Genomic DNA, 24,764 nt, shown 5'->3' with positions numbered 1-24,764 from the left:
GTGTTGCGCGCAACCAACCCCGATGACGGGAGTGTTTGACGGGCGCTGGGGCCGCTCTTGGGGCCTGGGTTGTCCCCCTGTGGCGGGAGTGTGGGCCCCCTGACCAAGCCCTACTGGTGTCCTGCGCCAGTAGTTGATCGTTAGTTGTTGTGTGACTTCTGCTGCTGGTGCGCCAGTTCCTCGTCGGGGCCCGAAGCTGGAACCGCTGCTGCTGTCCGCTGAGGAGCGGGCGGTGTTGGAGCGGTGGACGCGTCGGGCCACATCGGCCCAGGCCCGGCGCGCACGGATTGTGCTGGCGTGCGCGGGGCCGGAGGTGCCGCCGATCGTGGCGGTCGCCCGGGATCTGCGGGTGAGCGCCGACACGGTCCGCAAGTGGCGGCGGCGTTTCCTCGCCCACCGCCTGGACGGCCTCGTTGACGAGCCCCGGCCGGGCCGGCCGCCCACCATCAGCGTCGATCAGGTCGAGGCGGTCGTGGTCACGACGCTGGAGCACGTCCCGAAGAACGCCACCCGCTGGTCACGGAAGTCGATGGCCGAGCACAGCGGCCTGTCGAAGTCCACCGTCGGCCGGATCTGGCGGAAGTTCCAGCTCAAGCCGCATCTGACCGACACGTTCAAGCTGTCCGACGGATCCGTTGTTCTTGGCATCCTTCCCCTCTTAAAAGAGGGGGAGGATGCCAAATGCACTTCACCCCGACCGGCTCATCCTGGACCAACCAGGTCGAGCGGTGGTTCGGCTTCCTGGCCGACCAGAAGATCCGCCGTGGCGCACACAAGGACGTCCAGGCCCTCGAAGCCGACATCCGCGCGTGGGTCAAAGACTGGAACGAAGACCCCAAGCCGTTCATCTGGACCAAGACAGCCGAAGAAATCCTCGACTTCCTCGCTCACTTCTGCCGACGGATCTCTGGCGCAGGACACTAGCCCTTCGAGTCCGGCTTCCAGTCCTGGACGAGGAGCCCGAGCAGCACCTCGTCCAGGAACTCGCCCATCACCCAGGCCGAGGAGCGCAGCACGCCCTCGCGGACGAAGCCGTTGCGCTCGGCGGAGCGCAGCATCGCGGCGTTGTCCGACAGTGTCTCGATCTGCAGCCGCTGCAAGCCGCGCACGACGAAACCGTAGTGGCACAGCACCGCGACCACGTCGGTGCCGTAGCCCTTGCCGCGGGAGGATGGCAGCAGCCCCAGCCCGACGTGCGCGGATCGGTTGTGGTTGTCGATGCCCCACAGCGTCGCGGCGCCGACCAGCGTGCCGCCGTCCAACTCCACCACGGAGAACGGGACGTTCCGCTGCTCCTTGTCGTCCACCACGAACTGCGACTCCTGCGAGCCGGGCGTGATCGGCCGCCACGGTCCGCCTGCGGCCCGCGAGGCGTTGACCACGTCGTCGGCGAGCTCGGCCTGCAGGATCGGGATGTCGTCCTCGTGCCGGGCCCTGAGCCCGACCTTGCTGCCCTTTAGCATGCAAGCTTCCTATCCGACCGGGCTGGCTGACGGCAAACCAATAAAAGATCGCCTCAGTTGGTGTGGAGGCGGTAGCAGATGAGGGCGGCGGCGAGGTCGATCGTGCACCGGGACCAGTCGACTTCTCAAACACATTGCACAAACCCACCACACCCGCGTCGACGCGCTGGTGCCGGCCGTGTCGCTGGGCTGCGCCTGGTTGATCGAACCCGGGGCCGAAGTCCCCGCCCGACGGCCGATCCTGACGCGGCGCCTCAGTGACTGCGATGGGCCTGGTGGACTCAGTGGAGGCAGAGGCAGAACGGATGGCCGGCCGGGTCCGCGTAAATCCGCCAGTTGGCCCCCGGGCGGAGCTGATCCGTCCGCTCCAGCACGGTCGCGCCGAGGGCGAGCGCCCGCTTCTCCTCGCCGTCGAGGTCGTCCACGTCGAAGTCCAGGTGGAGCTGCTGGGGGCGCTCCTGGCCGGGCCATTCGGGCGCTCGGTAGCCGTCCACCCGCTGGCAGGCCAGCGGCGTCCCCTCGAACCCGTGCACCTCGACCCAGTCGGGATCCTCCGGATCCGCGACCACCCGCCCGCCGAGCAGATCCGCGTAGAACTCCGCGAGCCGTACCGGATCGGCGCAGTCCAGCGCGACCGCCTGCAGCTTTCGAATCACTTCCGACACCCCTCGCTCTTCAGCCGCTTCCGCAACGCCCCCGTACGGGAGGGGTCGTACCCGCCGCGGCGACGGGCATGCGCGGCGGTACGCCGGACTGCCGCCGCGCTTCACCGACAGGGGAGGCAGCGACAGGATCCGCCATCCGCTACGCGAACGCCGCCCGCTCAATCCTCGAACCGGACCCCGAACAACAACCGCCCTGACCAGCCGGGTCACAACGAATAAGGCACATTGCACAAACCAACACCCAAGCCCCGAATGCATCGCACCCTGCCAGGGCTGTCGCCCAGATCGCCATGGCGACCTTCGCGAACTGGATCATCACGCGCGGCGCCGGGACCGTCACCGACCGCCTGGCGGCGGCGATGGACGCCCTCTGAACACCCTGGCGACCTGATCACGCCGGGGCCGTGGGGCGGGCGCGCACGGGCTCGGGGCTCGCGGATTGCTGTCGCTCACCCCGCTCCGGCGCATGCCTCCGCCTCTGCCAGATACCGCGCCACCGGGCCCAGGGTCAGCATGCCGCTGGCGGCGCCGGCGTGTTCTGCATGGGCATCGCGCAGGGCAGCCTCGGCGCGTGCGGCGATTCTGCGCTCGCCGAGGCGTACGGCGGCGCGGGCAGTCAGGCACCACAGCGCCTCCTGCATGTGGTCAGGCGGTGGTTCGGGCACCGCGGCGAGGGCGGCACGGGCCTGCTCGACCCGGTCCTGGGCGAGCAGTACGAGGGGTCGCGCCCAGGGGCGGTACGGGCCCCAGTCGAGGTGCGGATCGGTGGGCGCGGGCCGATCGTGCAGCAGACGCAGCCCCAGTAGAGCGAGCGGGAACAGGCCACGGTGCAGCCCCGGCATTCCGGCCGTCTGGAGGGCGCCCTCGGCAGCGCGGTAGTGCGCTGCGGCCGTGGCGGCGGTCGGTCCGCCGGGTTCGGTGCTGCGGGCGGCCGTGGCCCGGGCCCGGAACCACCCGGTGAGGACGGAGACGAGAGGCGCCTCGGTGGTGGCGGCGAGCTGTTCGGCGGCCTCGGCGTGCGAGGCTGCGGCGTCGAGGTCGCCGAGGGATGAGGCGGATTGCAGGCGGACGAGCCGGCCGAGTACGGCGAAGTTCGGCAGCTCGTGCCGGGTGGCCAGGTCGAGGATCTCGGCGCCGGTCCTGTCCCGTACCGCCGCGAGCCCGGGGCGGGTGAAGGACTGCAGGAACACCCCGTTGAGGGCGAACGCCAGCAGGGCGGGATCGGCCAGGTCCCGTGCCAGTGCCTCGGCCTGCCGTGCCGCCTGTCGCGCGCGCTTCAGCTCGGTCCCGGACAGATCGGCGCTGCGGCTCTCGACGGCGACCGTGGCCAGGAGGCGGGCGGCCAGGTCGGCGGGGCCGTCGGGGCCGAGTGCGGTGAGCGTGCGCTCGGCAGCCGCGACGACGGCGCGGGACTGCTCGGGGTCGTCGGCCCGGCTCCAGATGGCGGGCACGTCGTAGGCGCCGATGATCCGGGCGGTCAGGGAGAGGTCTCCCGTGCGTTCCGCTGCCTGGACGGCGGCGAGGCGGTCGCGCCGCGAGCGGATGAGGGCGTCGCCACCCGCCAGTGCGAGGGTGCGGGCCAGCTCCACGGTGGTGCGCGGGCCGAGCCGGACACCAGGGCCGGTCCACGCGGTACGTGCGCCTTCGAGGGGCACGGACCCGTTGAGGATGTCCGTCTCCAGGCGCTGGAGGTCGGCACCAGGGTCGAGCCCGAGTTGATCAACGAGCATCGCGCGGGCGCGGCGGAGGGTGGCCAGCGCGTCGGCCTGGCGGCCCGCGCGGTGGAGCGCGCGGGCAAGGAGCGCCCAGGCCGGCTCGCGCCACGGATGTTCGGCGACGTGGGCACCCAGGTCGGCGACGAGATCGGCCCCTTCCCCGGCATCGAGGAGGATGCGGGCGCGCAGTTCCACCCCCTCCAACCTCAACTCCTCCAGTCGGGTCCGCTCGCGCTGCGCCCACGCGGAGCCGGTCACATCGGCGTAGGCGGGTCCGCGCCAGGCCGCGAGTACCGCGCCGAGGCCGGTCACCGCGTCGGGGGCGTGCCGGGCGCGGGCCAGGGTGTCCTGGAACCGATGGACGTCCACGTCCTCGCGCGGCAGGCGCAGCGCGTAGCCGGGACCTTCGGTGACCAGTACGCGCGGCGGATTGCGGGGCGGCCGGTCGGGTTCGAGGGCGCGGCGCAGCGCGGCGACGAACGTACGCAAAGCGCCCACGGCGCGGGCCGGCGGATCGGTCCACAGGTCGTCGACAAGGGTGTCGGTGGTGACCATCCGTCCCTCGGCGGCGACGAGCCGGGCGAGTACCTCGCGATGGCGGGGCCCGCCCAGGTCAACCGGGCTGCCGTCGTCGCGGAAGGCCCGCACGGCACCGAGCACGTCGATTCGCATGCCCCCATCCTCTGTGCCAGGGGTCGGCTGCGCCCAACCGTACTGATCGGCTGCTGATCGCCGTCGCCCAGGCTGATCCGGTCAGTCCCCACCAGGAAAGATGGCCTTTCATGACGCTCACCCTTCCCGGCTTCGATCACATCCGCCTGCCCGGTGCGGACGGTGTGGAGCTTGCTGCCGCTGTCGGCGGCAGCGGCAGCCCGGTCGTGCTGTTGCACGGTTTCCCCCAGACCCACCTGATGTGGCGACTCGTCGCCGAGCGGCTCGCCGACGAGCACACGGTGATCTGTCCTGACCTGCGGGGCTACGGCGCCAGCGACAAGCCGGCGGCCACCGACCCCGATGTGTACGCCAAGCGCACCATGGCCGCCGACATCGTGACCCTGGCGACGGCGCTCGGCCACGAGCGCTTTGCCCTCGTCGGCCACGACCGGGGCGCCCTGGTCGCCTTCCGGGCGGGGCTGGACCACCCTGAGACCATCACGCACCTGGGCATCCTCGACATCGTGCCGACGCTCGACATGTGGAACGTCCTGCACGGCGCCTCGGCGGCGGTCGGCTACCACCTCTTCCTCATGGCGCAGCCGCCGGGCCTGCCGGAGGCGATGATCGCCAACAGTGCGGACGCGTTCTTCGGCTCGTTCCTCGACGCCTGGGCCAACGACCCGACCGCCATGCCGCAGGAGGTGCGTGCCGAGTACCTGCGGGCGAGCGCCGCGGCGGTGACGTCGATCGTCGCCGACTACCGGGCCTCGGCGGGCATCGACGTCGTGCACGACCAAGCGGACCTGGACGCCGGGTCGCAGCTGGCCATGCCCGTGACGGTCGTCCAGCAGGACTGGGGCGCGCAGCTGGGCTACGACGCTGCCGGGATGTGGAAGGCGTGGGCGCCGGACCTGGACCACCGGCTGACCCGAGCGGGGCACTTCATGGCCGAGGAGGCACCCGACGAGATCGCGGCGGCGATCCAGGAGCTGCTGGCCCGCTGAGCCTCCCGTTCTCGACTCGTCGGCTGGGCCACGGTCGGTCGGCGAGCCATAGGTTTTCGGCGATGGACCGGTCCCGGGCGCTGTGATGGGCCAGGAACAGCGAACGATCGGTCCGTCCCGGGCCCTTCGCGGGCGGAAGCCCGGACCGCACGGCAGGCTGGCTCACCGCTCATCATCCTTGTCGGCGTCGGCGGTTCCAGGTTCGTGCGTCGAAATGACATCCCGGAGAGTGACACAGCCACCCCGGCGTGAAACACGGCCGGGCACGGCGACGGCTCAAAAGGCCAATGGCGAGCTGACGGCCGAAGGCAGCACACCGCCTCCCTGCGAGCCGACGGAGGTCGTGCGCCGCGGCGGGGGTGCTGCCGCAAGGTGGGCATGCCCAAGTCGACCCTGCCCATCGAGGCAGTTCGGTGGGCCTGGGCGCGCTTGCTGCTCAGTAACCCCAGGGTGAGGTCGAGGCCTTCGACCTCACCGCGCCGGCCTTCGTCGATCGCGCGATGGCGGCGGGCCAGCAGATCGGCATCCAGCTCCTCCAGGCGGGGCAACATCTTGGGATTGATCGACAGCATCGGGCAGCGGATGCAGGCTTCTCTGAACTAACTGATTGATCTCCAAGTGTGGGACCACCGTTCGCCCTTCGCTTCCGGCGAGGTGCTTCTTCGCTCGTTGTCCCGGGTCCGTGTCAGTGGCTCCTGTTAGGGTCCGCGCCGTGACCTCACCCGATCATTTGCTCGCATTGATCCGGGACACCTCCGGCATCGCTGACCTGCTGCATTCGTCTTTCGAGTTCGGCATCTCCCGCAACGAACACGGCGAGGCGGTCCGAGCGGCCTCGGATGCCGCGCTGGAGCCCATCGCTGGTGACTGGGCTGGCGGAACCTTCTTCCTGTGCCATGACCAGGACGGACGCCGACCTGTGGTGTTCGCGAGTTCTGAGGGACAGGGCGGCGTTGTCACTGACGACTTGAAGGCCGCGCTGGAGATCATCACTGGCCTGGCTGTGTGGCAGGACTGCCTGAAGTTCTCCGGTGGCGGAAGCCTGGAGGCCATGGAGGCCGCCGCTGCGCTCCTTGAAAGGGACCTGGTTCGTGACGAACCCGAGATCGCCGAGCACCGGGCCCGCGTCGCCGCGGCTCTGTCGTTGCGCCGGGTGCCCGTGCCTGAACTCGTCGTCCGGCTGCGGGACGCAGTGACCAGCACCGAACCGGGCCACGTGGTGGTCACTGAGTCGGGCGATGAGTACGAGTCTCTCTTCGGGAGGTTCCTGCCCACCGATAACCCGGGCTGGCGCTGATTGACGACTGGGCTCGCGGTGTCAGGCATTTACTCTGTCGGGGATCTTGCCGTGGTCGAGGTCAGCTGCTGACGGCTCGCCAGGACTTCAATCGGGGGATCCCGTGCTGGTCCAGGTAGTGCTGGCAGGAACCAGTGGTTCATGGTGCTCATCGGCGGTAGGCGGTGGCGGCGACGGCGGGCAGGAGGGCGAGGGAGAGGATGCCGCCGGTGAGGGCGAGGGCGGGGTAGCTGGTGGCGGCGACCATGATGCCGGAGGCCATGCCGCCGGTGGCGCCGGCGATGGCGATGGAGACGTCGACCATGCCCTGAGTCTTGGCACGGGTGGCGAGCGGCACGGTGTCCGTGATGATCGCGGTGCCGGAGACGAGGCCGAAGTTCCAGCCCAGCCCCAGTAGGGCCAGAGCGAGCGCGAGGAGGCCGACGGAGTCACCGGGTGCTGCGGCGGCGAGGATGCCCGCGGCAAGCAGGGTGATTCCGGAGACCGCGGCGATCTTCATGCGGCCGTAGCGGTCGACGAGCCAGCCTGTCAGCGGTGAGGGCAGGTACATGGCACCGATGTGGATGGCGATGACGAGGCCGGAGGCGGCGGTGCCATGGCCGTGGTCGTGTATGTGGACCGGCGTCATGGTCATGATCGCAACCATGACGAGCTGGGTGAGGACCATGACCAGCGCGCCGAGGACGACGCCTCCGCGGCCGTCTGTCGTGTCAGCGGCGTCGGAGGCGGCCGGGTCCGTAGTGGCGTCGGCTTCCTTGGCCTGGGCGACGGTGCGGGCCAGGAGCAGCGGGTCGGGTCGCAGCCAGAAGGCGAGGACGAGCGCGGCCAGCGCGTAGGCAGCGCCGGAGAGCATGAAGGGCCCGGCGAGGTGCGGTATGCCGAGGGTTTCGGCGAAGGTGCCGGTCGGCGCGGCAAGGTTGGGGCCGGCGACACCGCCGAGGGTGGTGGCGACCAGGACGGTGGAGACGGCGCGGGCCCGGTGGCCAGGTGGGGCAAGGTCGGCTCCGGCGTAGCGGGCCTGGAGGTTGGTTGCGGTACCCGCGCCATAGACGAACAGGGCGATGAACAGCAGGACTGGGTTGTCCAGGACGGCGGCGGTGATGACGCCGGCTGAGCCGATGGCGCCGGTGAGGTATCCGGTGGCGAGACCGGGACGACGGCCTCGGGCCTGGGAGATGCGGCCGACGGCGACGGCGGCCAGCGCGGACCCGGCAGTGAACAGAGCGCTGGGCAACCCGGCGAGGCTGGTCGAGGCGAGCATGTCCTGGGCGAGGAGGGCGCCGACGGTGACGCCTGCGGCGAGGCCCGCGCCGCTGAGGACCTGGGAGGCGACCAGGACGCGCAGGATACGGCGCTGTGCCTGTGCGGGGTCGGATATGTGGGCCGTCGTGCCGACGGGTGCAGTGCTGGTCATGTCTCTTCCGGAGCCGTGGTCTCGCCGTGCACGGGGAATCCGGGCACGGCCGGAGGGTCTTTGTGCGGTGCGTCGTACGCGTTCTGCCCGCCGACCCACACCTTCAGTTGCGGTCAGCGCGCGAGGGGTTGGGGTCGTCAGCTGACGTCGAGTGCCTGGGTAGGTCAGCGATCAGGTCGTCGGCGTCTTCGAGGCCGACGGACAGGCGGATCATGCTGTCCTCGGTGCCGCGCCCGGCACGCTCGGCCGGGTCCGCTGCCCGCACCGACCTCCTCGGCGCTGACAGCCGACGACGGCTGGATCGAAGTGGTGTCCACGGAGGGGAGCCTCATCTGCCGGCGGTGGTGACGCTGATGCTGGGGTCGTTCGCGCCGGAGGGCGCCGCGAGGACGGCCAGCGCTGCGCGCTCGCCGGAGGCGAGGGCACCTTCGATGTGTCCGGCGTGCTCGGTCGCCGTCTCGGTCGACGCCCAGTGCAGTCGGCCGTCCAGCGCCGGGCGCTGATAGAGGGGGTGACCGAAGAGAGAGTAGTCGGCAAGGCGCTGGACGGTGGACGGGGAGGTCCACCGCTCTGCGCTCCAGTTCTGCACGTGCAGCACGTCGGGGGTGGCCGCGGCCGGGCCGAAGATCTGCGCGAGCTGGGCGGTGACGGCCTTGTCGAAGCCGGGGCGGACGGTGCGCGCGTGCGCGAATCCGAAGAGTGCGGCGGGTCGGCCGCCGGGCCCTGACATGTCGTGTATCTCCTGGAGCGGGCCGGTCCTGCTGAACGCCGCACCGGCCAGTCCTCTCTCCCGCCAGAAGGCGAAGGGGTATTGAGCGACGACCTTGGCGACTGCCCCCATCCAGACCGGCGTGGACCGGGCAAGGTGTACGAGGTCGGCGGGGAGCGCGTCGCCGAAGTCGATGCGCTCCAGCGCCAGGGCCGGTGGGACGGCCAGGATGACGTGCTCGGCGTGCAGGGTTCCGTCCGGTGTGTGCACGTCGAGACCGTCCCGGCCGTCCGGGTGGATGGCGGTGACGGGCGTGTTCAGCCGCAGGGTGTCGGTGGGCAGCGCAGTCGCGAGGGCGGAGACGAGGCTCTGGGATCCGGTGGCGAAACGGCGGGAGGGGGCATCGATCAGGTTGCCGGCAAGGCGATGTGTGCCGGTGGTGTCCTGCAGGAGGGTGTCCCCGGCGAGATGCTGGTCGAAGGTCTTGATGCCGCTGCGTGCGGCCAGGTCGCGCACGCGCTCCTCTCCGTCCCAGAACCAGGTGGCTCCCAGGTCGAGGGCCCGGTCCGGGTTCGATGTGGAGGCCGACAACAGGCGTCCGCCGATGCGGTCGCGGGCCTCCAGGCAGACCGTGTCGCGGCCGGCGGCGTGCAGGGCCGTAGCGGCGGCCAGCCCGGAGGCACCGGCGCCGACCACTACCACGTCGCGGCTGTCCCGGTGGGACATGTGTGGCTTCCTTTCTCTTCAGGCCGACTTCGCGTATGCCGAACCATCGGCATCAGGCAGGGAACCCGCCCGCACTGAGGCGGAGGCGCCGGGTCGACGGCCCGGAGGGCCTGGTCACTTGCTTCTGGCGGTGTCCAGGACGATGCGAAAGCGGGGAGCTCCGGAGCGCAGCCGGGTGATGGCTTCGTCGGCCTGCTCCAGCGGCATGCGCTCGATCATGGGCCGTACGCCGTTGGTGACGGCGAACCGCATCGCCTCCTCCGTCTCGCGCGCACTGCCGGTCAGGTGTCCGGTGACGGTGTGGCCGTTCATGACGAGCCGGGCCACCGGGACGGTCACGGATCCCGCGTCGACACCGACGAGGGTGAGCTGCCCGTGCACGTTCAGCCCGGTGAGCAGCTCGTCCACAGGGGCGGTGGAGGAAGCGGTGTGGACGATGAGGTCCGCGCCGCCCAGTTCCTTCAGGGCGGCTCCGGGCGCCTGGGCGTTGCTGTCGATGTAGTGGTGGGCGCCGAGGTCGCGGGCGAGCTTCTCGCGGTCTCCGCCCCGGGCGATCGCGATGGTCTCGTAGCCGAGCTTCGCCGCGAACTGGACGGCGAGGTGCCCCAGGCCGCCGAGCCCGAACACGGCAACCCGGCCGCCGTCGCGCGTGCCTGCCTTGCGCACGGCGTTGAAGGTCGTCACGCCCGCACAGCCGAACGGGGCGGCGTCGAACAGGTCGAGCCCGTCGGGGATGCGCGCGAGCGCGTCGGCGGGCACGGTGATGCTCTGCGCCCAGCCGCCCGGGTAGGACAGGCCGGGCACCTTGCGTTCGGGGCAGTGGACGACGTCGCCCGCCCGGCAGAACACGCAGTGCCCGCAGCTGCCGCCGAACCAGCCGACGGCCACGCGGTCCCCGACCGACCAGCCCTCGACCTGGTCGCCCAGCTCGGCGATGACACCGGCGACCTCGTGCCCCGGGGTGACCGGGAAGGACGTGCCCGGACCGGTGGCCGCGGCCGTTGCGATGTCGGCGTTGCACACGCCGCTCGCCGTGACGGACACCCGGACCCCCGTGCCCGTCGGCGATGCCGTCTCGGCCGCGGAGGGGTGAAGAGGGCCTCGGGGCTCGGTCACGACCATGGTCACGGCAGTGTCTGACATGGTGCCTCTTGCCTTCCGAACGACGATGCATATAGCTGTTGGTTATGCTGAACCGGCAGGAGCCCCACCGTAGGCGGAGGTAAACCAGCCCGGTAGGGGACATCAGTGAATGAAGCGATAAGGCATGGCTATGATCGATCGCCTTAATCTCGAAGGACTCCGGTACGCGCAGGCAGTCGCCGAGACCAAGTCTTTCAGCGCCGCCGCACGCGCTTATGGCGTCACCCAGCCCGCCCTGTCCAACGGCATCGCCAAGCTGGAGGAGCGTCTCGGCGACCGGCTGTTCGACCGGTCGCCGCGCGGCGTGACCCAGACGGCGTTCGGCGCGCGGATCCTGCCTTTGATCGAGCGCGCCCTGGTCGCGCTCGACGCCGTCGCGGCGGAGGCCAGACGGCTGACCGAACCCGGCGAGCAGAAGATCCGCATGGGCGTCTCGCCCCTGATCGGCTCGCACCTGGTCGCCCGGGCGTTCAGCAAGGTGCGCGACCTTCCGGTCCCCCGCGACCTCGTGCTGCGCGAGGCGAACATGCAGGATTTGCGCGCATGCCTGCTGGCAGGCGAGCTCGACATCATCCTGATCCCGGCCGTCGCCGCAATGCCGCGCTTCGAGCACCGGGTCATCGACGTCGAGCCGATCGTCGTCGTCAGCCCCGATTCCGCAGAGGACGCTCCGCTCGAACTCGAAGAAGCCGGCAAGGAGCAGTTCATCCTCGTTCCGGACACCTGCGGCCTGACCACGTTCACCACACAGCTCTTCCAGGCGCACGAGATGCCTCTGTGCACCTATCCGGGAGAAGCCGCCAGCTACCAGGTCCTGGAGGACTGGACGAAGCTCGGCCTGGGCTCGGCCATGGTCCCCCGCTCCAAGCTCACCTCACCCGACGTCCCGCACCGGCCCCTGATGGACCAGGGCCGCGAGGTACAGATCTCCTTCGAAGCGGTGTGGAGCGCCGACTCCCCGCTCGCTGCGGACCTTCTCCGACTGGCCGACGGACTCGCCGCCGCCCGCTAGCCATATGCACTGCTTATGCCCTGATTCAAAGGGATCCTCTACCGGACCTCGCATGGAGTGCCTAACTTGGCAGGCACGTTGCGGTACACACCGCTCCGCTGATTCCCTGCCGATCGAGCTAGGCATAACCATGGCATATCTTGAAATCACACTGCAGGTGGAGCCGCCCAACCGAGTCGCGGCCGCCGGCGTGTACGAGAAGTACAAGCAGCCGTTCCTGGACACCGTCCCGGGCGCCATCAGCAAGCAGCTCCTCGTCCGCGACGAGGACGTCCAGGTCCTCCACGGCTTCCAGACTGTGGCCGACGCGAAGGCGTATCTGGCGAGCGACCTGTTCACCCGCGATGTGGTCGGTGGCCTGTCCCCACTGCTGAAGGCGGCGCCCGAGGTGCGGGTCTACGACACCGTCTGAGCTCCTCAGAGCCTCGGGCAGCGCCCCCCTGCGCCACGGTCCCGGCACGCGTGACGGGCCCATAAGCCCACCACCGCCCCGGCCGCGGCCTGCAGCCACACGAAATCCGAGCCGCTGCCTCTCGCCGTCGGCCAGACCGATGAAATCTCAGCCGTCCGAGGCTGTCGGCTGCCGACCATGTTGCTCGTGGGTATCGCTTTCGCCTCGGATTTCCCGCCGTGAACGTCGCCGCGGCCACGACGTCGCCGACGCCGAGCACGGACTCGCATCCGGCCTGGTCAACGCCGGTCTCCACATCGGAGGTGCCGTCGTCGGCCTCGCCCGGCGGTGACCACGCGCCGGTCGAACACGGGTGCCCCGATCACCCTGCCACACCTGGCGAAGAGGGCCGCCCGCACCTGACCGGGCCAAGATCCTCCCCTCACCCTGCGAACACCGACAGGTGGATTCATGCACGAACTCAAAGAGCTGCTACGCGAGTACGACCGTGCCCGCGCCTACACCGACGAGCTGTGGAGAGACCTCACCCCGGACGAGGTGACCTGGCGCCCGCACGAGAACTCCAGTGCCATCGGCTGGCATCTCGGCCACCAGGCCCACGTCGCCCACTTCATGATCCGCAACCTCACCGCGGCCGAGCCCAGCCCTGACCCGGAACTGGACGCACTCATGGACTCCGCGAATCCGGAGAAGTTCCGCGGCGCGCTGCCCACCGTCGAACGGCTCACCGCCTTCCGCGACACCGTCGCCGAACGCGTCCACGCCCGCATCGGCGACATCGCCGACGGCAACGTCGGCGCCCCCACCCAACTGACCGTCGTCGCCACCCACCTGCTGACCGCACTGATCAACCACGAGTACCAGCACGACCAGTGGATCAGCGAGGTCCGTGCCGAAAACCTCGGCCACGCGCTCCCGCCCGACCCCGCCTCGGACCGGCTCAGCCGCGTCGACGGCTACCTCGTCCTCAACCCCTACGCCTGATCACCACACCGGACACCCCTCCCCCTCGTCCGGGCAACCCCCTGAAACAGGAGCACCACATGTCCAGCACCACCCTCGACTTCACTGGGCAGAAGATCGTCGTCATCGGCGGCACCAGCGGCATGGGCTACGCCGTCGCCCGCCACGTCCTCGATGCCGGCGGCAGCGCCGTCGTCACCGGCCGCACCCAGTCCAGCGCCGACGAGGCAGTGACTGCCCTGTCCACCCACGGCAAGGCAGTCGGCCTGGCGGCCGACCTGGTCGACCCCGCGGCCGTCGACCGCCTGCGCGCCGTCCTCACCGAGGAGCACGCCGACGCCACCCTCCTCGTCAACGCGGCCGGCGTGTTCGCCCCGAAGACCTTCCTGGAGCACACGTCCGAGGACTACGACCGCTACCAGGCCATCAACCGGGCCTTCTTCTTCCTCACCCAGACCGTCGTCGGCAACATGATCGCCCGCGGCACGAAGGGAGCCGTCGTCAACATCGGCTCCATGTGGGCGCACCAGGCCGTCGCCGCCACGCCCTCGTCGGCGTACTCGATGGCCAAGGCCGCACTGCACTCCCTCACCCAGCACCTCGCGATGGAACTCGCCTCCCACGGCATCCGCGTCAACGCGGTCGCCCCCGCCGTCGTACGGACCCCCATCTACGAGGAGTTCATCCCCAAGGCGGACGTCGACTCCGCGCTCGACGGGTTCAACACCTTCCACCCCCTCGGCCGTACCGGCACCCCCGACGACGTGGCCGCCACCGTCGCCTTTCTCCTGTCGAGCCAGACCGACTGGGTCACCGGCGCCGTCTGGGACATCGACGGCGGCGTCATGGCCGGACGCAACTGACCTGCCTCGCTACCACCTCATCCGCAGCCCCCGGGCGGCGACGCCCGGGGCAACACCCGCTCATTGACGGACATCACAGGAGCACACGTGTCGTACCACGACCACAGCGACCACCAATACGCCAAGAACATCCGCGCCGGCGCCCCGGCGGCGTTCAAGGCGTTCCTGGCCTTCGACCAGGCGGCCCTCTCCGGCTCCGACAAGGTCATCCCTCGCAAGTACACCGAGCTCATGGCTGTGGCCGTGGCACTGACCACCCAGTGCGCGTACTGCATCGAGGCGCACACCAAGGCCGCGCACGCCGCTGGCGCGACCCAGGAGGAACTGGCGGAGACCACCATGATCGCGGCCGCACTGCGCGCGGGCGGCAGCTACGCCCACGGCTTCATGGCCATGAAGTTCTTCGACCAGGCCGAGCAGGCATCCGTGGTTTAAGTAGCCGCACCCCCGGTTACTGCCCCGGAACGGGCCGGGCGATCATCCGGCCCGCCCCACATCCGCTGGACGGCTCCCGCTCAAGCAGAGATCGACCGGCGGTCTCTCAACTCCGAGTTGCTGCATCTGCTGGAGGTCGGCCTCGACTCCGTATCTTCCGGGACGCCGAATCGCCCTGGCGGCGATTCGGCTACCCCTGCCCCGCTACGCGGGAGCGGGCATTCACCCCGGCCCTGAAGGACCGGGCACCCTGCCCGGAAAGAAAGGGTGGATCGAGCGGCACTGGCCACACCTCCAACGGATCACGTTCGGACCAGTCAGGACACACGTCGGAAGGCGTCGACGAGGTCCTCACCCTTGAGCCAGATGCCGGTCAGGAGGCTGCGCTGCAAATGGAGTTTCAAAAAATTCGCCAGGAACTTTTGTGCAGGAAAAACTGAAGCGGGAAACGGACCGTTCTTTTGACCACCGCCCCCTGGACGGGTCCACAAGGCGGATATACGGGTCGCCGCTCATGCCTCTGGTGCAGATCCATTGCCGGAGCTCATTCCCAGGCCGCGACTGAGCCCTGACATCCACGGCTCACAGCAACCACTCAGCCCGGGGTGAAGATCAGCACCCCCTCTGGCCGCCATGACGACTGGTAACGACAGCCAGAACGGACGCCGATCGAGCTCGTTCGGAACGCGGCGCCTGGCCCCCTGGCCAGGACGGGCTGGTTCCGTCCGCCAAGGGCCGGCGCTCGGGAAATGAGACCTCCGACCGACACGGCGGGTGGAACTGTGACGCCTTGGATGAGCAGACCGTCGTCGCTGCCGGGACCGCACCCTCGGCATCGTCGTCCCACTCTGGCCCGCTTCCTGGCGGCCCGTCCATGAACAGCGCCGGGCCCCGGAACCCAGATCGAGGACCTGCTGGAGGCCCCAGCTCCAATGCGGGGCGGAGCGGATGCTCCCGCCCTCGATGCTCGGAATGAACCAGCTCGGCATGCCACCATGCCCCGACACCTCCGCCTCAGCCAGGAAAACAGAGATACGGCACTTGTGAGCCAATTCACCGATAGATGACTGGACTGGCGCGAATCACAGACTTTAACCTCCTTGGAAGCATACGAGCCTTATAGGAGATTTCCGTAGCGCGGCGTACCGGTCGCGAAACAGGAACGGGTCAATCGGAGACCTGGCGGACAGCCGCCGGTCCAGACACTTCAGGGCCCATGAGGAAGATGCGGCGTACCGCAGCACGTCGGCATCACCAGTGGGCCACTCGCGCCCGGAAGGTGGACAAGTGAGCGAAGACGCCGTTTGGGTCCGAGGCGTGACCGGCATCCAACTGCACCACGTCACCGATCTCCAGGACGCTCGACGGTTCCTGGGCAACGCTGTCATGGCACTGCGCGCCGCCCACGTGAGAACCGGTGACGCCAGGTTCTCCGGTCTCGCCGACCAGCTCAAGGGCATGGTCGCCGAGACGCGCGATCTCGAGGGCGAGGCCCGGGAGCGCATGCACCAGCTGCACTCCACAGATCCCGAGCGGTTCGTGCGCTGTCGGGAGGGCGAAGAGCCCTGGCCGGACGAGCTCCAAGGGGGCTTCATCCCGCGCCACACCTGCCAGGACGAGTGCCTCTACCACGACCACGAGGTGTTGGACGGCATCCTGCAGTGCACCTGCGGCCGGCCCCCGTGCCGCGCGTGCGCGATAGCGGGCTCGCCCTGACGCGTACGTACGCCGGGGCACAACATCCGGCCGAGGCCGGATGGGGCCGTTGCTGCCCAGGCGGCGATGGCCCCGCCGGCTCCCACCCTGTACGTCAGACCGGGCACGAGCAAGCCCCGTCCCGGTCCCGGCAAGCCTGCCGCCTCCACGATCGGGTACTCCTGACGAACCGGGCGGTTGCCGAACCGGCACTCCAGGATCTCCCGGGCACCTGCCGCGGACCTGGCCTGCACGGAGAGTGTCGAAATTGCTACCTGCAATGCAGATCGACAGCTTCAGGAGCGGCGCGCCGGATCCGGTCAGGGGTGAGATCGGCGGGCCGGAAGGGCTGCGAGATCACCACATCGACGTCGGGGAGTTCGCAGTCCAGCACGGAGTCGGGCCCTCCTTGTCGGAGGTGACGACCAGCTTCTGGCGCTCCAGGAACGGACGCAGATCGAGTTCGCCGGAGACGCAGCCGACCAACTCGCCCAGCTTGAAGTCGAGGCGCTGGGAGTGCCGTCTGAATCACCGTTCCGGCAACGCCCCGACCGCGTCGGGGAATTCAGCGGACACGGCATATGCACCACCGCCGCGCAGCCTGCGGTGCCCCTATTCGCGTCCGCGGCGCCCGGTGGTGTCCGCGTCGTACCCAGGCCCTTTCGCACGGCGGACCAGGGCGGCGCCCAGAGCATTTTCGACTCGCCTTGACACGCCGTCCTCCGAGGCGTTGCCTTGAATGTAGAGATCGCGACCGGATCCGCGCGCATGCCCTGGGGCTGGGAGCGCGGCGGGTGGAGATGACTCCTCATGGCGACGTACGAGTACTGCTGCAATCGCTGCGGATCGTTCGACGTCAAGCTGCCGATCGGCACTGCGCCCGCCGAGCAGGTCTGTCCGCAGTGTGCGAATACGGCTCGGCGTGTGTACTCGTCCCCCGCGACCGCCTTCACGTCGCCGGCCGTCGCGGGTCTGCGCGAGCAAGAGGAGAAGTCTCGGGAAAACCCCGCGGTGGTCACGCGGGTGCCTCCCAAGGCTGCTGCGCCGAGGCCGGTCCATCCGGCGGTCGGCCGGCTTCCCCGACCCTGAGAGGGATGCCGCGCGCCGGCCGGATCGGTCGGTACGCCCGTTTCGGGAAGGGTGTGGGGCGGCCTCGACCGTACCGCCTCGGAGAGCATGGCGCGAAATCGCGCACAATTGCTTTTCGGACGCATGACCGCCCGGCGGGCGCATCGCTCGCGAGAGCGGAATATCGGGAGGTGTGTCCCTTGGCCAACGTCGGACTTCTCTTCGTTGGCGCGGTGCTGTTCCTGAACGGGTTGATGCTGCTGGGCAAGGTGGACAGCCGGGCAGCCGCCATATTCAACCTGTTCGTGGGCGGACTTCAGGTCTTGACACCCACATATCTCATCATCGCCGCGAATCAGGATCCCGACCGAATTCTGCTGGCATCGGGTATCTTCCTCTTCGGTTTCACATACCTGTATGTGGGAGTCGGACTGCTCATGGGGCTCGACACGACAGGCGTGGGCTACTACTCGCTGTTCGTGTCGATCGTGGCCCTGGGTTATTCATTCGTCAGCTTCCGGCAGTTCAACGATCAGCCATTCGGAGTGATATGGCTCTACTGGGCCTTCCTCTGGTTCCTCTTCTTCCTGCTACTGGGACTGAAACGGGAGGCGCTGACGCCCTATGTCGGCTGGGTGACCGCGATCGAAGGCTGGGTGACCGGCGTCATACCGGCATTCCTGCTGCTGTCCGGTTACTGGGTTGCCGAGAACTTCTATGAGATCGCGATCGCGCTGGGCGCGTTCGGCGTGCTGGTCTTCGCCGCGCTGTGGTTCGTACTCCGCCGGAGGGGGCCCGGCAGGCCCGCCGAGGAGTACGGCGCCCCGGGCTACCCGGCGGGCAGCCCCGGCTAGCGACCCCCGCCGGACCTGGCCGGAAGATCGCCGCCGGTACCCACACTCGTCGATCGGAGCGCGGGAGGTGGTTGAGGAGATGCAAGAAGAGGCATGAGAGGGCACCCCCAGGCGCTGGGACCAGAATCCCCGCGGGGACAATGCCGCACTCGCTCACCGGTACAGAGCACATGAGGAGTTCACATGCCTGAAGTAATCTTCAGCGTCGACCAGTCCCGGTCGATGCGCGACCAGGATGTACCTGGACACAACCGGTGGCACCCTGACGTCCCGGTCGTCGCGATGGTCCGCCCGGGGGACGAGTTCCGCGTCGAATGCCGTGAATGGACCGACGCGCAGATCGGCAACAACGACTCTGCCAATGACGTGCGCGATGTCGACTTGAAGGCCACCCACATGCTCAGCGGGCCGATAGGCGTCGAAGGCGCGGAGCCGGGCGACTTGCTTGTCGTGGACATCCTTGACCTCGGGCCGGTACCGCAGCAGGTCGGGGACGCGCCGGGTCAAGGCTGGGGATATACAGGCGTCTTCGCCAAAGCCAACGGTGGAGGCTTCCTGACGGACTACTTCCCGGATGCCTACAAGGCGATATGGGAATTCCACGGGCAAGTGGCGACGTCCAGGCACCTACCCGGTGTCCACTTCACCGGCATCACCCACCCCGGACTCTTCGGCACCGCGCCCTCAGCGGAACTGCTGGAGAGGTGGAACAGGCGCGAGCAGGCCCTGATTGACACCGACCCCGACCGGATTCCGCCTCTGGGACTCACGCCCGAGCCCGATCAGGCCCTCGCCGGCCAGGCGACCGGATCGGATGCCGAACGCATCATCCAGGAAGGAGCGCGCACCGTTCCTGCACGGGAGAATGGCGGCAACCACGACATCAAGAACTTCACTCGCGGATCGCGCGTCTTCTACCCCGTGCACGTCAAGGACGCCAAGCTGTCGGGCGGTGACCTGCACTTCAGCCAGGGAGATGGTGAGATCACCTTCTGCGGGGCCATCGAGATGGGCGGCTACATCGACTTCCACGTCGATCTGATCAAGGGCGGCATGGAGAAGTACGGTGTCACCACCAACCCCGTCTTCATGCCGGGCAACGTCGAGCCGCGGTACTCGGAGTTCATGTCCTTCATCGGGATCTCCGTGGACCACGACACCGACACCAACTACTACCTGGACGCGACAGTCGCCTATCGCCGCGCCTGCCTCAACGCCGTCGAGTACCTGAAGAGGTTCGGCTACACCGGAGAGCAGGCTTACCTGCTCCTCGGCGCGGCCCCCATCGAGGGACGCATCAGCGGAATCGTCGACATCCCCAACGCCTGCTGCTCCCTCTACCTCCCGACCGGAATCTTCGACTTCGACGTCCGTCCCACCGCGGAGGGACCGAAGGTCGCGGACCGCGGTCAGTGCGCGGTGTCCAGCTGAGGCCGACGGGTCACCCTCACCGGGATCCCGCCCGCCGGACCTTGCCTCCGCACCAGCCGCCCTGAGGTCGAGTCCCGCCCGGGAGAGCCGCGGTTGGCGCTCAGCGCCTGTGCCGAGGCGGCGGGCCGGCCTCGGGGCTGTACTGGGAGTGGGAGCCACCTTGGCCGGCGAACACGTGCGCTGGAGACGCACCACCAGGGGGAACAGGCTGCAAGATCGCCCGACCGTCTGCACCCGGCTCGGGAAGTCCTGGGTCCTCCCCCCAGCTCACGCCGCTCCAACGCGGCCTCATCGCCCGCAGCCGCCGCAAGCTGCCCGGCCTGGTTGTTGTCGTCGCTCGCTCGCCAGAACCTTGTATGCCGCAAGCGTCCCTGATCAGCTTAGTGATCCCATGTCAGACGTGGCGTCTGCTGTGGGATCTGCCCATCGTGGAGGGGTGGCGTGGGCGTGCAGGTGGGAGCCTGCGCCCAGTGCTGCTCCTCGTGGCCGGTGTCGGCGGGTGGGGGTGTGCTGATCGTCGTGACGCTCTGGTACCGGTGGGCTGCGCGGGGCAACCTCGTCCGGTCCGTTGGTGCGTGTCCCCGAGCCCTCGCCGCGAGAAGCGTGCGTCGTCACGCCACTGAAATGCTGAAGAATTTACCAAAATCCTATTGACTTTGGAGATATCTGGCGCAAAGTAATTAATAGACCACAACACCGAAAGAGCCACAAAGCCGGTGAGGACGTCTAGTCGGCGGAGTGACTCGGACAGGATGTGGTTCAGGCCCCCGGCAAGCCGGCGCGACACCGAGGCAACAGTGACGACTGAAGCTTCAGGACACGCGCAGCACTACCGGGGACTGTTTTGCCCTCGGAGCCTTCGCACGGACCTGACCGCGGTGCGAAGGCTCTGCCACGCCCACGCTCCGCAGAACCGAAGAGCACCAAGCCTGTCCTCCCGCGGCCGGATCGGTCACTCTGCATCGATGTCGGGCTGTATCTCCACGGTGAAGGCCGCGTCCTCAGGGCCGTCGCCTTCCTCGTCCTCCCAGACGATCACTCGCACGTGCCTCCGCCCGCCGCCACGCACCTCCCACTCGGTCACCAGGTCGGTGACGACGAGGGCGGCAACATACTCAGCGTTCTCCTCGGGATCGGCGGCAGTGATGGTCCCCCGCCACCGCTCGGAATGGCCGCCGTAGGCGCGCCAGCCCTGCGAGCCATGCGGCTCGTCGACCCGGTACACCCAGCCCTTCTCGGCGCCCATGACACCGATCCTTCCACTCAAGAAGCACCACGGCGCCGCATCGGATCGTCCCCTGCCGCACCCTGGCCTTCAACCCGGCGTCCTCATCCTCCGGCAATTCCCACGCCAGATGTCTTCGGTTCGGGAAGTCCTGGTCCTGATCGTCGTCCCACTGCGGGAAGGCCCTGGATCGTAGAGCACTTCCGCAGCCGCTCCTGATTCGAATCCACCGCCCGATGTCCGGGTCCGCCGGTCAGGCGGCTTCTTCCATCTGCTGGAGAGTCACCTGGTAGCCGAGCTGGTTGAGCCAGCTCACCAGCCGTCGGGTCTGCCTGGCACGGCCGGTCCGTTCGAGGAAGTACTGGCCGCCGATATCGGCGTATGCGGTGTCGCGGGTGAACATGTGCCAGACGGCGATCAGGATCGAGTGTTCCAGGGCGACCAGGGCGCGTTTCTTGCCGCGGCGGGCGATGAGCCTGCGGTAGCGGGCGGCGAGGTAGGTGTCCTTAGGCCCGCGACGCGCAGATGGCGGCCTGGCCGAGTGCGGCCTTGCGCCAGGGATCGCCGTGGCGGTCTTGCCGGGCCCCTCCTTACCGCCGGATTCATGGTTGCCGGGGCACACCCCGGCCCAGGAGGCCAGGTCGGCCGCCCTGGGGAAGCGGGCGATGTCGTCGCCGATCTCGACGAGGATCACCTCGGCGGCCCGCGCGTTCACGCCGGGGATGGTCACCAGGAGTTCGATGCGGCGGCGAAAGGGCACGATCGGGCGTCGATGCGGTCGAGCATGGCCCGGGCCAAGAACGCGTGGTGGCCGGTCAGGGCCTCGATGAGGGCGTCCGTCTTGCGGCGCATGCTGCCCTTGGCCAGGTCCGCGAGCACCTGCGGGTCGCGTTCGCCGACGATGAGGGCCTCCAGCATCGCGCCGCCGGAAACGCCCAGGATGTTGGCCACCTCGGCGGACAGCTTGATCCCGGCGTCCTCCAGGAGCTTCTCCAGGCGATGGGCCTCCCGGGTGCATTCACGGATCACCTCGGTGCGATACCGGCTCAGATCCCGCAGCTGCCGGATCGGCTCGGGCGGCACGCACGAGGGCCGCACCAGGCCGCATTCGACGAGCCGGGCGATCCACTCGGAATCCTTCACGTCGGTCTTACGGCCGGGGACCGCCTTCATGTGGCGGGCGCCTGGCAGCCAGCACTCCATCTCGTGTTCCAGCAGGTACTCGTGTTCCAGCAGGTAGAACACCGGTTTCCAGTAGACGCCGGTGGCCTCCATGCCGACCACGGTGATCTGCTCGGCGAGCAGCCAGTCCTGCATCGCCAAAAGGCCGGAGGTCACCGAGGAGAAGGTGCGGGTCTCGCTGCGGCACCGCTTGCCGGACCCCGGCACCCGGATCGTCACCTTCACGTCCGCCTTGCTGATGTCGCCCCCGGCAGCGTTCGGGGATCACGTCCATCTGTCCCGGCACCCCTCCCCTGATCGACCGCGAGTGCGCGGTCGTCCGGCGGGGCCCGGCAGGCGGAAGACTCTGATTCGCGTGCTCGAAGCAACACATCCGGGTCCCTGTCGATGGACCCCCCAGCGTCCTACTCAGTCACAGGCTCGGAACGCACCAAGCGGGAACGACGTCCGCCGGACGGCCACGGACCGATTTTCACGCCCACAGGGTGTCACCGACAGGGGACCGGACTACTCAGTCTCCGGGAACGGTTCGCCAGCAGGCTGATCAGCAACACCGCGGACAGACAGGTGCAGGGGAAGATCTGCTTGGAACCGGCAACAGCGTGAACTATCGCGTCGATGGTTGGCGGCGTGGGGCGCCGATGCGGTTGACGCCAGTGGCAGCTTGAGTTGCTGCCGCAGGCGCTGGTGTCCCAGGGCGCAGACCCGACGAGGCGCCAGTAGCCCGTTCGCTCCCCTCCGGCGCTTCCTCCGCCGTGACGATCTCCACGCCGGTGACCTGCGTAAGCGATCAAGCGGGAACGCCGCTGCACCTGACTGGGCGACACATCTGCCGATCCGTCATGTTGCGAGACTGACGGACTGTCGGTTGCCTCGTGAGCGGAGCACAGCAGAGGTGCCGCGCAGACAGGCCGGACACTGCTCCCTCGGAGGATTCGCATGCGTTACACACACATTGGTGCAGGCATCGGCCTGGTTCTCGGTGCCTTCGGTCTGCAGATCCCGGCCGCCGTCGCCGCTGATGACTCAGAAGTCCACATCAGCCCGTGGAACGCCTACCCGGGCTCCACGGTCACGGTCAGTACAACGGCCTGCGACCCTGACGCGGACTACGGCAAGGGCTGGTCGGAGGTGGGAGGGCCGTTCCACCTCTTCGAAGGCGACCATGAGGGGGTACTCACCGGCCAGTTCCAGATCCCGGAAGGAACCAGACCGGGCAGCGACACAGTCACCCTGAAGTGCCCACCACTGACCAAGGTCACGGATACGTACCAGATCACCGGCCGCCCTCCGAGCGGCTCAGTCAGCGCCGGCTTCGGACCGGCCGAAGACACAGGCATGGAGCTCGCCCTGGGCGGTGCGCTGCTCGTCGGAGCCGCCGCCGGGGGCGTGGTCTGGATGTGCCGCCGCCCGAACGGCAACCGAACCTGACCGCCCGACTCCGCCGACTGCACCAGCTCCGTCCACTCCGGCCTGAATCGGGCCCCCGACACGGCATCGATCCGGGGGCCACGAGGCCCACACCACTCCCTACAATCCACCCGCCGTGAAGCAAAGGCTCAACCGCGATGGAACCCGGGCACCACACCAGCGCTTCCCGAGACCCGTTCATCCCCGCAGTGCGCCTTCTGGCTTGCGCAATGATGGCGGGTGCGGTGCTGCTGATCAGCGGGGTGCACGACGAGGAGCCACCGCAGCCAACGGCGGCCCAGGCCTTCTCCACCTCTGCAGACCCCACGCCCCCCGCCGCTGCCTCGGCTACCCGCACCGCCTCGGTCACCGGTACTGCTTCAGCTGCCCCTGCTGCTTCAGCATCCCGTACGGCTTCACCCACCCGCCCCGCCGTCCAGCCGCTGCCCCCCGCGGATCCGGTCCGACTCCGGATCGCCGCCATCGGCGTGAACGCCCCCATGACACGACTGGGCCTCGACGCGGCAGGGGCGCTGCGGGCCCCACCACCTGGCAAACCCGGCCTCGCCGGCTGGTACGGCGATGGCACGGCTCCCGGCTCGGCGGGGACCGCCATCGCCACCGGGCATGTGGACACACCCACCGGCGGCCCCGGTGTCTTCCACAACCTCGGCGCCCTGACCAAGGGCGCCACCATCGAGGTCAGCCGGGCGGACCGGCGGACGGCGGTGTTCGCCGTCCGCGCCGTCGAGCTCTACGACAGGAAGAAATTCCCCGGCAAGAAGGTCTACGGCAGTTCCGGCCGGCCCGAACTCCGGTTGATCACCTGCGGCGGCGGCTACACCGAGCGCACCGGTTACCTGAGCAACGTCGTGGTCTACGCGACGCTGACCGCGGTGACGTAGTCAGCCGAACAGGCGCCGCCGCAAGCCCCGGTCAGAGTCCCGGAAGCGACCAGTCAGCGGCCAGGACCGGCGCCAACTCGTTTGCGCTCACGGCCTGTTGGACCTGACGCCTAGGGCGTTGCTTACGTGCCGTCCAGGATCACGTGCGTCATGCCCTGGCGCCTGCAGTGGTCCAGCACCTGATGCAGGTCCGGGGCACGCTCGGCCAGGACGTCGATAGCTCGTGCAGGTAGCGGTAGCCGGTGCCGTGGGAGATCCCGTCGTCGCGGGCCAGGCAGCGCACGCAGCCGCGCTCACGGAACCAGCGCAGCACCAAGGCAGAATCGGGGGCGGGCGTACCAGGGCCCGCCCCCGCAACTGCTCCCGGCCCAACCTGGCCTCGGGCGACGCCGCAGAACAAGGAGCAAGCATGCAGGAGACGACGAACAGCGGCGCCGTGAGCATCGAGTACGGCCACTTCTATGTCGCCGAGTGGGTCGAGGAGCCCGACTTTCGCACCGGTGACCCAGTCATCGT

The 24,764-nt window shown here is 68.9% G+C and carries 24 protein-coding genes and 1 pseudogene; 14 read left to right on the top strand and 11 right to left on the bottom strand.

All coding sequences use genetic code 11. The features are described from left to right. Window positions 1-151 precede the first annotated feature (151 nt). Window positions 152-924, top strand: a pseudogene (locus ACFVJQ_RS41290) (helix-turn-helix domain-containing protein). Here ACFVJQ_RS41290 and ACFVJQ_RS41285 read toward each other — a convergent pair. The 3 genes from ACFVJQ_RS41285 to ACFVJQ_RS41275 form a co-directional block, all read right to left on the bottom strand. Next, a complete protein-coding gene (locus ACFVJQ_RS41285) occupies window positions 921-1,463 on the bottom strand; it encodes a GNAT family N-acetyltransferase (RefSeq protein WP_385515097.1) in 543 nt (180 codons plus the stop codon). The pseudogene ACFVJQ_RS41290 and the gene ACFVJQ_RS41285 overlap by 4 nt on opposite strands. A 281-nt stretch (window positions 1,464-1,744) precedes the next feature. After that, complete coding sequence (locus tag ACFVJQ_RS41280) at window positions 1,745-2,119, bottom strand: VOC family protein (RefSeq protein ID WP_385790910.1); 375 nt, start codon at window positions 2,117-2,119, stop codon at window positions 1,745-1,747. A 458-nt stretch (window positions 2,120-2,577) separates the two neighbouring features. After that, on the bottom strand, window positions 2,578-4,515 hold the full coding sequence (locus ACFVJQ_RS41275) for a BTAD domain-containing putative transcriptional regulator (protein ID WP_385790909.1): 1,938 nt from the start codon (window positions 4,513-4,515) through the stop codon (window positions 2,578-2,580). Window positions 4,516-4,625: 110 nt separating this feature from the next. On the opposite strand from ACFVJQ_RS41275, the gene ACFVJQ_RS41270 reads away from it, so the two are divergent. Together ACFVJQ_RS41270 and ACFVJQ_RS41265 are read left to right on the top strand one after the other, a co-directional pair. Continuing rightward, window positions 4,626-5,504 carry an alpha/beta fold hydrolase gene (locus tag ACFVJQ_RS41270; protein ID WP_385790908.1) on the top strand — a complete coding sequence of 293 codons (879 nt, stop codon included), beginning with the start codon at window positions 4,626-4,628 and terminating at the stop codon, window positions 5,502-5,504. 712 nt (window positions 5,505-6,216) lie between these two features. Then, the gene (locus ACFVJQ_RS41265) at window positions 6,217-6,801 is read left to right on the top strand and encodes a hypothetical protein (RefSeq protein WP_385790907.1); all 585 of its coding nucleotides are present in this window, start codon (window positions 6,217-6,219) and stop codon (window positions 6,799-6,801) included. 148 nt (window positions 6,802-6,949) lie between these two features. On the opposite strand, the gene ACFVJQ_RS41260 is transcribed toward ACFVJQ_RS41265, so the two are convergent. From ACFVJQ_RS41260 to ACFVJQ_RS41245, 4 genes are all read right to left on the bottom strand, one after another. After that, window positions 6,950-8,215 (bottom strand): MFS transporter, encoded by a 1,266-nt coding sequence (locus ACFVJQ_RS41260; RefSeq protein WP_385790906.1) that lies wholly within the window; start codon window positions 8,213-8,215, stop codon window positions 6,950-6,952. 103 nt (window positions 8,216-8,318) lie between these two features. Further along, window positions 8,319-8,480, bottom strand: coding sequence for a PLP-dependent transferase (locus ACFVJQ_RS41255; protein WP_385790905.1), 162 nt, complete (start codon window positions 8,478-8,480; stop codon window positions 8,319-8,321). Between the two features lie 63 nt (window positions 8,481-8,543). Then, window positions 8,544-9,650 (bottom strand): flavin monoamine oxidase family protein, encoded by a 1,107-nt coding sequence (locus ACFVJQ_RS41250; protein WP_385790904.1) that lies wholly within the window; start codon window positions 9,648-9,650, stop codon window positions 8,544-8,546. 114 nt (window positions 9,651-9,764) lie between these two features. Next, window positions 9,765-10,793, bottom strand: coding sequence for an alcohol dehydrogenase catalytic domain-containing protein (locus ACFVJQ_RS41245; protein WP_385790903.1), 1,029 nt, complete (start codon window positions 10,791-10,793; stop codon window positions 9,765-9,767). Between the two features lie 124 nt (window positions 10,794-10,917). Between ACFVJQ_RS41245 and ACFVJQ_RS41240 the strand changes: the two genes are divergently transcribed. From ACFVJQ_RS41240 to ACFVJQ_RS41215, 6 genes are all read left to right on the top strand, one after another. Continuing rightward, entirely contained in the window at window positions 10,918-11,805 is an 888-nt protein-coding gene (locus ACFVJQ_RS41240) for a LysR family transcriptional regulator (protein WP_385790902.1), read from the top strand. A gap of 130 nt (window positions 11,806-11,935) precedes the next feature. Further along, window positions 11,936-12,217 (top strand): hypothetical protein, encoded by a 282-nt coding sequence (locus tag ACFVJQ_RS41235; protein ID WP_385790901.1) that lies wholly within the window; start codon window positions 11,936-11,938, stop codon window positions 12,215-12,217. 450 nt (window positions 12,218-12,667) lie between these two features. After that, on the top strand, window positions 12,668-13,201 hold the full coding sequence (locus ACFVJQ_RS41230; RefSeq protein WP_385515088.1) for a DinB family protein: 534 nt from the start codon (window positions 12,668-12,670) through the stop codon (window positions 13,199-13,201). A gap of 59 nt (window positions 13,202-13,260) precedes the next feature. Continuing rightward, window positions 13,261-14,043 carry an SDR family NAD(P)-dependent oxidoreductase gene (locus tag ACFVJQ_RS41225; RefSeq protein WP_385790900.1) on the top strand — a complete coding sequence of 261 codons (783 nt, stop codon included), beginning with the start codon at window positions 13,261-13,263 and terminating at the stop codon, window positions 14,041-14,043. An 87-nt stretch (window positions 14,044-14,130) separates the two neighbouring features. After that, window positions 14,131-14,478 carry a carboxymuconolactone decarboxylase family protein gene (locus ACFVJQ_RS41220; RefSeq protein ID WP_385790899.1) on the top strand — a complete coding sequence of 116 codons (348 nt, stop codon included), beginning with the start codon at window positions 14,131-14,133 and terminating at the stop codon, window positions 14,476-14,478. 1,317 nt (window positions 14,479-15,795) lie between these two features. Continuing rightward, the gene (locus ACFVJQ_RS41215) at window positions 15,796-16,194 is read left to right on the top strand and encodes a hypothetical protein (protein ID WP_385790898.1); all 399 of its coding nucleotides are present in this window, start codon (window positions 15,796-15,798) and stop codon (window positions 16,192-16,194) included. A 336-nt stretch (window positions 16,195-16,530) separates the two neighbouring features. On the opposite strand, the gene ACFVJQ_RS41210 is transcribed toward ACFVJQ_RS41215, so the two are convergent. Next, entirely contained in the window at window positions 16,531-16,659 is a 129-nt protein-coding gene (locus tag ACFVJQ_RS41210) for a hypothetical protein (protein WP_385515084.1), read from the bottom strand. A gap of 324 nt (window positions 16,660-16,983) precedes the next feature. Between ACFVJQ_RS41210 and ACFVJQ_RS41205 the strand changes: the two genes are divergently transcribed. The 3 genes from ACFVJQ_RS41205 to fmdA all read left to right on the top strand — a co-directional run bounded on the left by ACFVJQ_RS41205 (window position 16,984) and on the right by fmdA (window position 19,526). Then, window positions 16,984-17,262, top strand: coding sequence for an FmdB family zinc ribbon protein (locus tag ACFVJQ_RS41205; RefSeq protein WP_385790897.1), 279 nt, complete (start codon window positions 16,984-16,986; stop codon window positions 17,260-17,262). Between the two features lie 179 nt (window positions 17,263-17,441). After that, window positions 17,442-18,095 (top strand): AmiS/UreI family transporter, encoded by a 654-nt coding sequence (locus tag ACFVJQ_RS41200; protein WP_224736980.1) that lies wholly within the window; start codon window positions 17,442-17,444, stop codon window positions 18,093-18,095. Window positions 18,096-18,278: 183 nt separating this feature from the next. After that, window positions 18,279-19,526: a formamidase gene (gene fmdA / locus ACFVJQ_RS41195; RefSeq protein WP_385515082.1), complete on the top strand. Its 1,248-nt coding sequence runs from the start codon at window positions 18,279-18,281 to the stop codon at window positions 19,524-19,526. 952 nt (window positions 19,527-20,478) lie between these two features. On the opposite strand, the gene ACFVJQ_RS41190 is transcribed toward fmdA, so the two are convergent. The 3 genes from ACFVJQ_RS41190 to ACFVJQ_RS41180 all read right to left on the bottom strand — a co-directional run bounded on the left by ACFVJQ_RS41190 (window position 20,479) and on the right by ACFVJQ_RS41180 (window position 22,158). Further along, the gene (locus tag ACFVJQ_RS41190; RefSeq protein WP_385515081.1) at window positions 20,479-20,772 is read right to left on the bottom strand and encodes a hypothetical protein; all 294 of its coding nucleotides are present in this window, start codon (window positions 20,770-20,772) and stop codon (window positions 20,479-20,481) included. A 232-nt stretch (window positions 20,773-21,004) separates the two neighbouring features. Continuing rightward, on the bottom strand, window positions 21,005-21,466 hold the full coding sequence (locus ACFVJQ_RS41185) for a transposase (RefSeq protein WP_385790896.1): 462 nt from the start codon (window positions 21,464-21,466) through the stop codon (window positions 21,005-21,007). A gap of 11 nt (window positions 21,467-21,477) precedes the next feature. After that, window positions 21,478-22,158 carry a transposase gene (locus ACFVJQ_RS41180; RefSeq protein ID WP_385790895.1) on the bottom strand — a complete coding sequence of 227 codons (681 nt, stop codon included), beginning with the start codon at window positions 22,156-22,158 and terminating at the stop codon, window positions 21,478-21,480. Window positions 22,159-22,872: 714 nt separating this feature from the next. Between ACFVJQ_RS41180 and ACFVJQ_RS41175 the strand changes: the two genes are divergently transcribed. Both ACFVJQ_RS41175 and ACFVJQ_RS41170 read left to right on the top strand, forming a co-directional pair. Further along, entirely contained in the window at window positions 22,873-23,364 is a 492-nt protein-coding gene (locus ACFVJQ_RS41175; RefSeq protein ID WP_385790894.1) for a sortase, read from the top strand. Window positions 23,365-23,573: 209 nt separating this feature from the next. Beyond that, window positions 23,574-24,248: a class F sortase gene (locus tag ACFVJQ_RS41170; protein WP_385515140.1), complete on the top strand. Its 675-nt coding sequence runs from the start codon at window positions 23,574-23,576 to the stop codon at window positions 24,246-24,248. Window positions 24,249-24,764: the final 516 nt, after the last annotated feature.

It is taken from the genome of Streptomyces sp. NPDC127197 (genome assembly GCF_042672405.1).
GTDB lineage: Bacteria > Actinomycetota > Actinomycetes > Streptomycetales > Streptomycetaceae > Streptomyces > Streptomyces flavusporus.
This window is presented reverse-complemented; position numbering and strand designations above follow the sequence as displayed.

Excerpts from the sequence above, each read along its gene's own strand:
- ACFVJQ_RS41285 (WP_385515097.1), bottom strand. The coding sequence starts at position 1,463 with ATGCTAAAGGGCAGCAAGGTCGGGCTCAGGGCCCGGCACGAGGACGAC.
- ACFVJQ_RS41275 (WP_385790909.1), bottom strand. The coding sequence starts at position 4,515 with ATGCGAATCGACGTGCTCGGTGCCGTGCGGGCCTTCCGCGACGACGGC.
- ACFVJQ_RS41270 (WP_385790908.1), top strand. The coding sequence starts at position 4,626 with ATGACGCTCACCCTTCCCGGCTTCGATCACATCCGCCTGCCCGGTGCG.
- ACFVJQ_RS41260 (WP_385790906.1), bottom strand. The coding sequence starts at position 8,215 with ATGACCAGCACTGCACCCGTCGGCACGACGGCCCACATATCCGACCCC.
- ACFVJQ_RS41250 (WP_385790904.1), bottom strand. The coding sequence starts at position 9,650 with ATGTCCCACCGGGACAGCCGCGACGTGGTAGTGGTCGGCGCCGGTGCC.
- ACFVJQ_RS41245 (WP_385790903.1), bottom strand. The coding sequence starts at position 10,793 with ATGTCAGACACTGCCGTGACCATGGTCGTGACCGAGCCCCGAGGCCCT.
- ACFVJQ_RS41240 (WP_385790902.1), top strand. The coding sequence starts at position 10,918 with ATGGCTATGATCGATCGCCTTAATCTCGAAGGACTCCGGTACGCGCAG.
- ACFVJQ_RS41235 (WP_385790901.1), top strand. The coding sequence starts at position 11,936 with ATGGCATATCTTGAAATCACACTGCAGGTGGAGCCGCCCAACCGAGTC.
- ACFVJQ_RS41230 (WP_385515088.1), top strand. The coding sequence starts at position 12,668 with ATGCACGAACTCAAAGAGCTGCTACGCGAGTACGACCGTGCCCGCGCC.
- ACFVJQ_RS41225 (WP_385790900.1), top strand. The coding sequence starts at position 13,261 with ATGTCCAGCACCACCCTCGACTTCACTGGGCAGAAGATCGTCGTCATC.
- ACFVJQ_RS41205 (WP_385790897.1), top strand. The coding sequence starts at position 16,984 with ATGGCGACGTACGAGTACTGCTGCAATCGCTGCGGATCGTTCGACGTC.
- fmdA (WP_385515082.1), top strand. The coding sequence starts at position 18,279 with ATGCCTGAAGTAATCTTCAGCGTCGACCAGTCCCGGTCGATGCGCGAC.
- ACFVJQ_RS41190 (WP_385515081.1), bottom strand. The coding sequence starts at position 20,772 with ATGGGCGCCGAGAAGGGCTGGGTGTACCGGGTCGACGAGCCGCATGGC.
- ACFVJQ_RS41175 (WP_385790894.1), top strand. The coding sequence starts at position 22,873 with ATGCGTTACACACACATTGGTGCAGGCATCGGCCTGGTTCTCGGTGCC.
- ACFVJQ_RS41170 (WP_385515140.1), top strand. The coding sequence starts at position 23,574 with ATGATGGCGGGTGCGGTGCTGCTGATCAGCGGGGTGCACGACGAGGAG.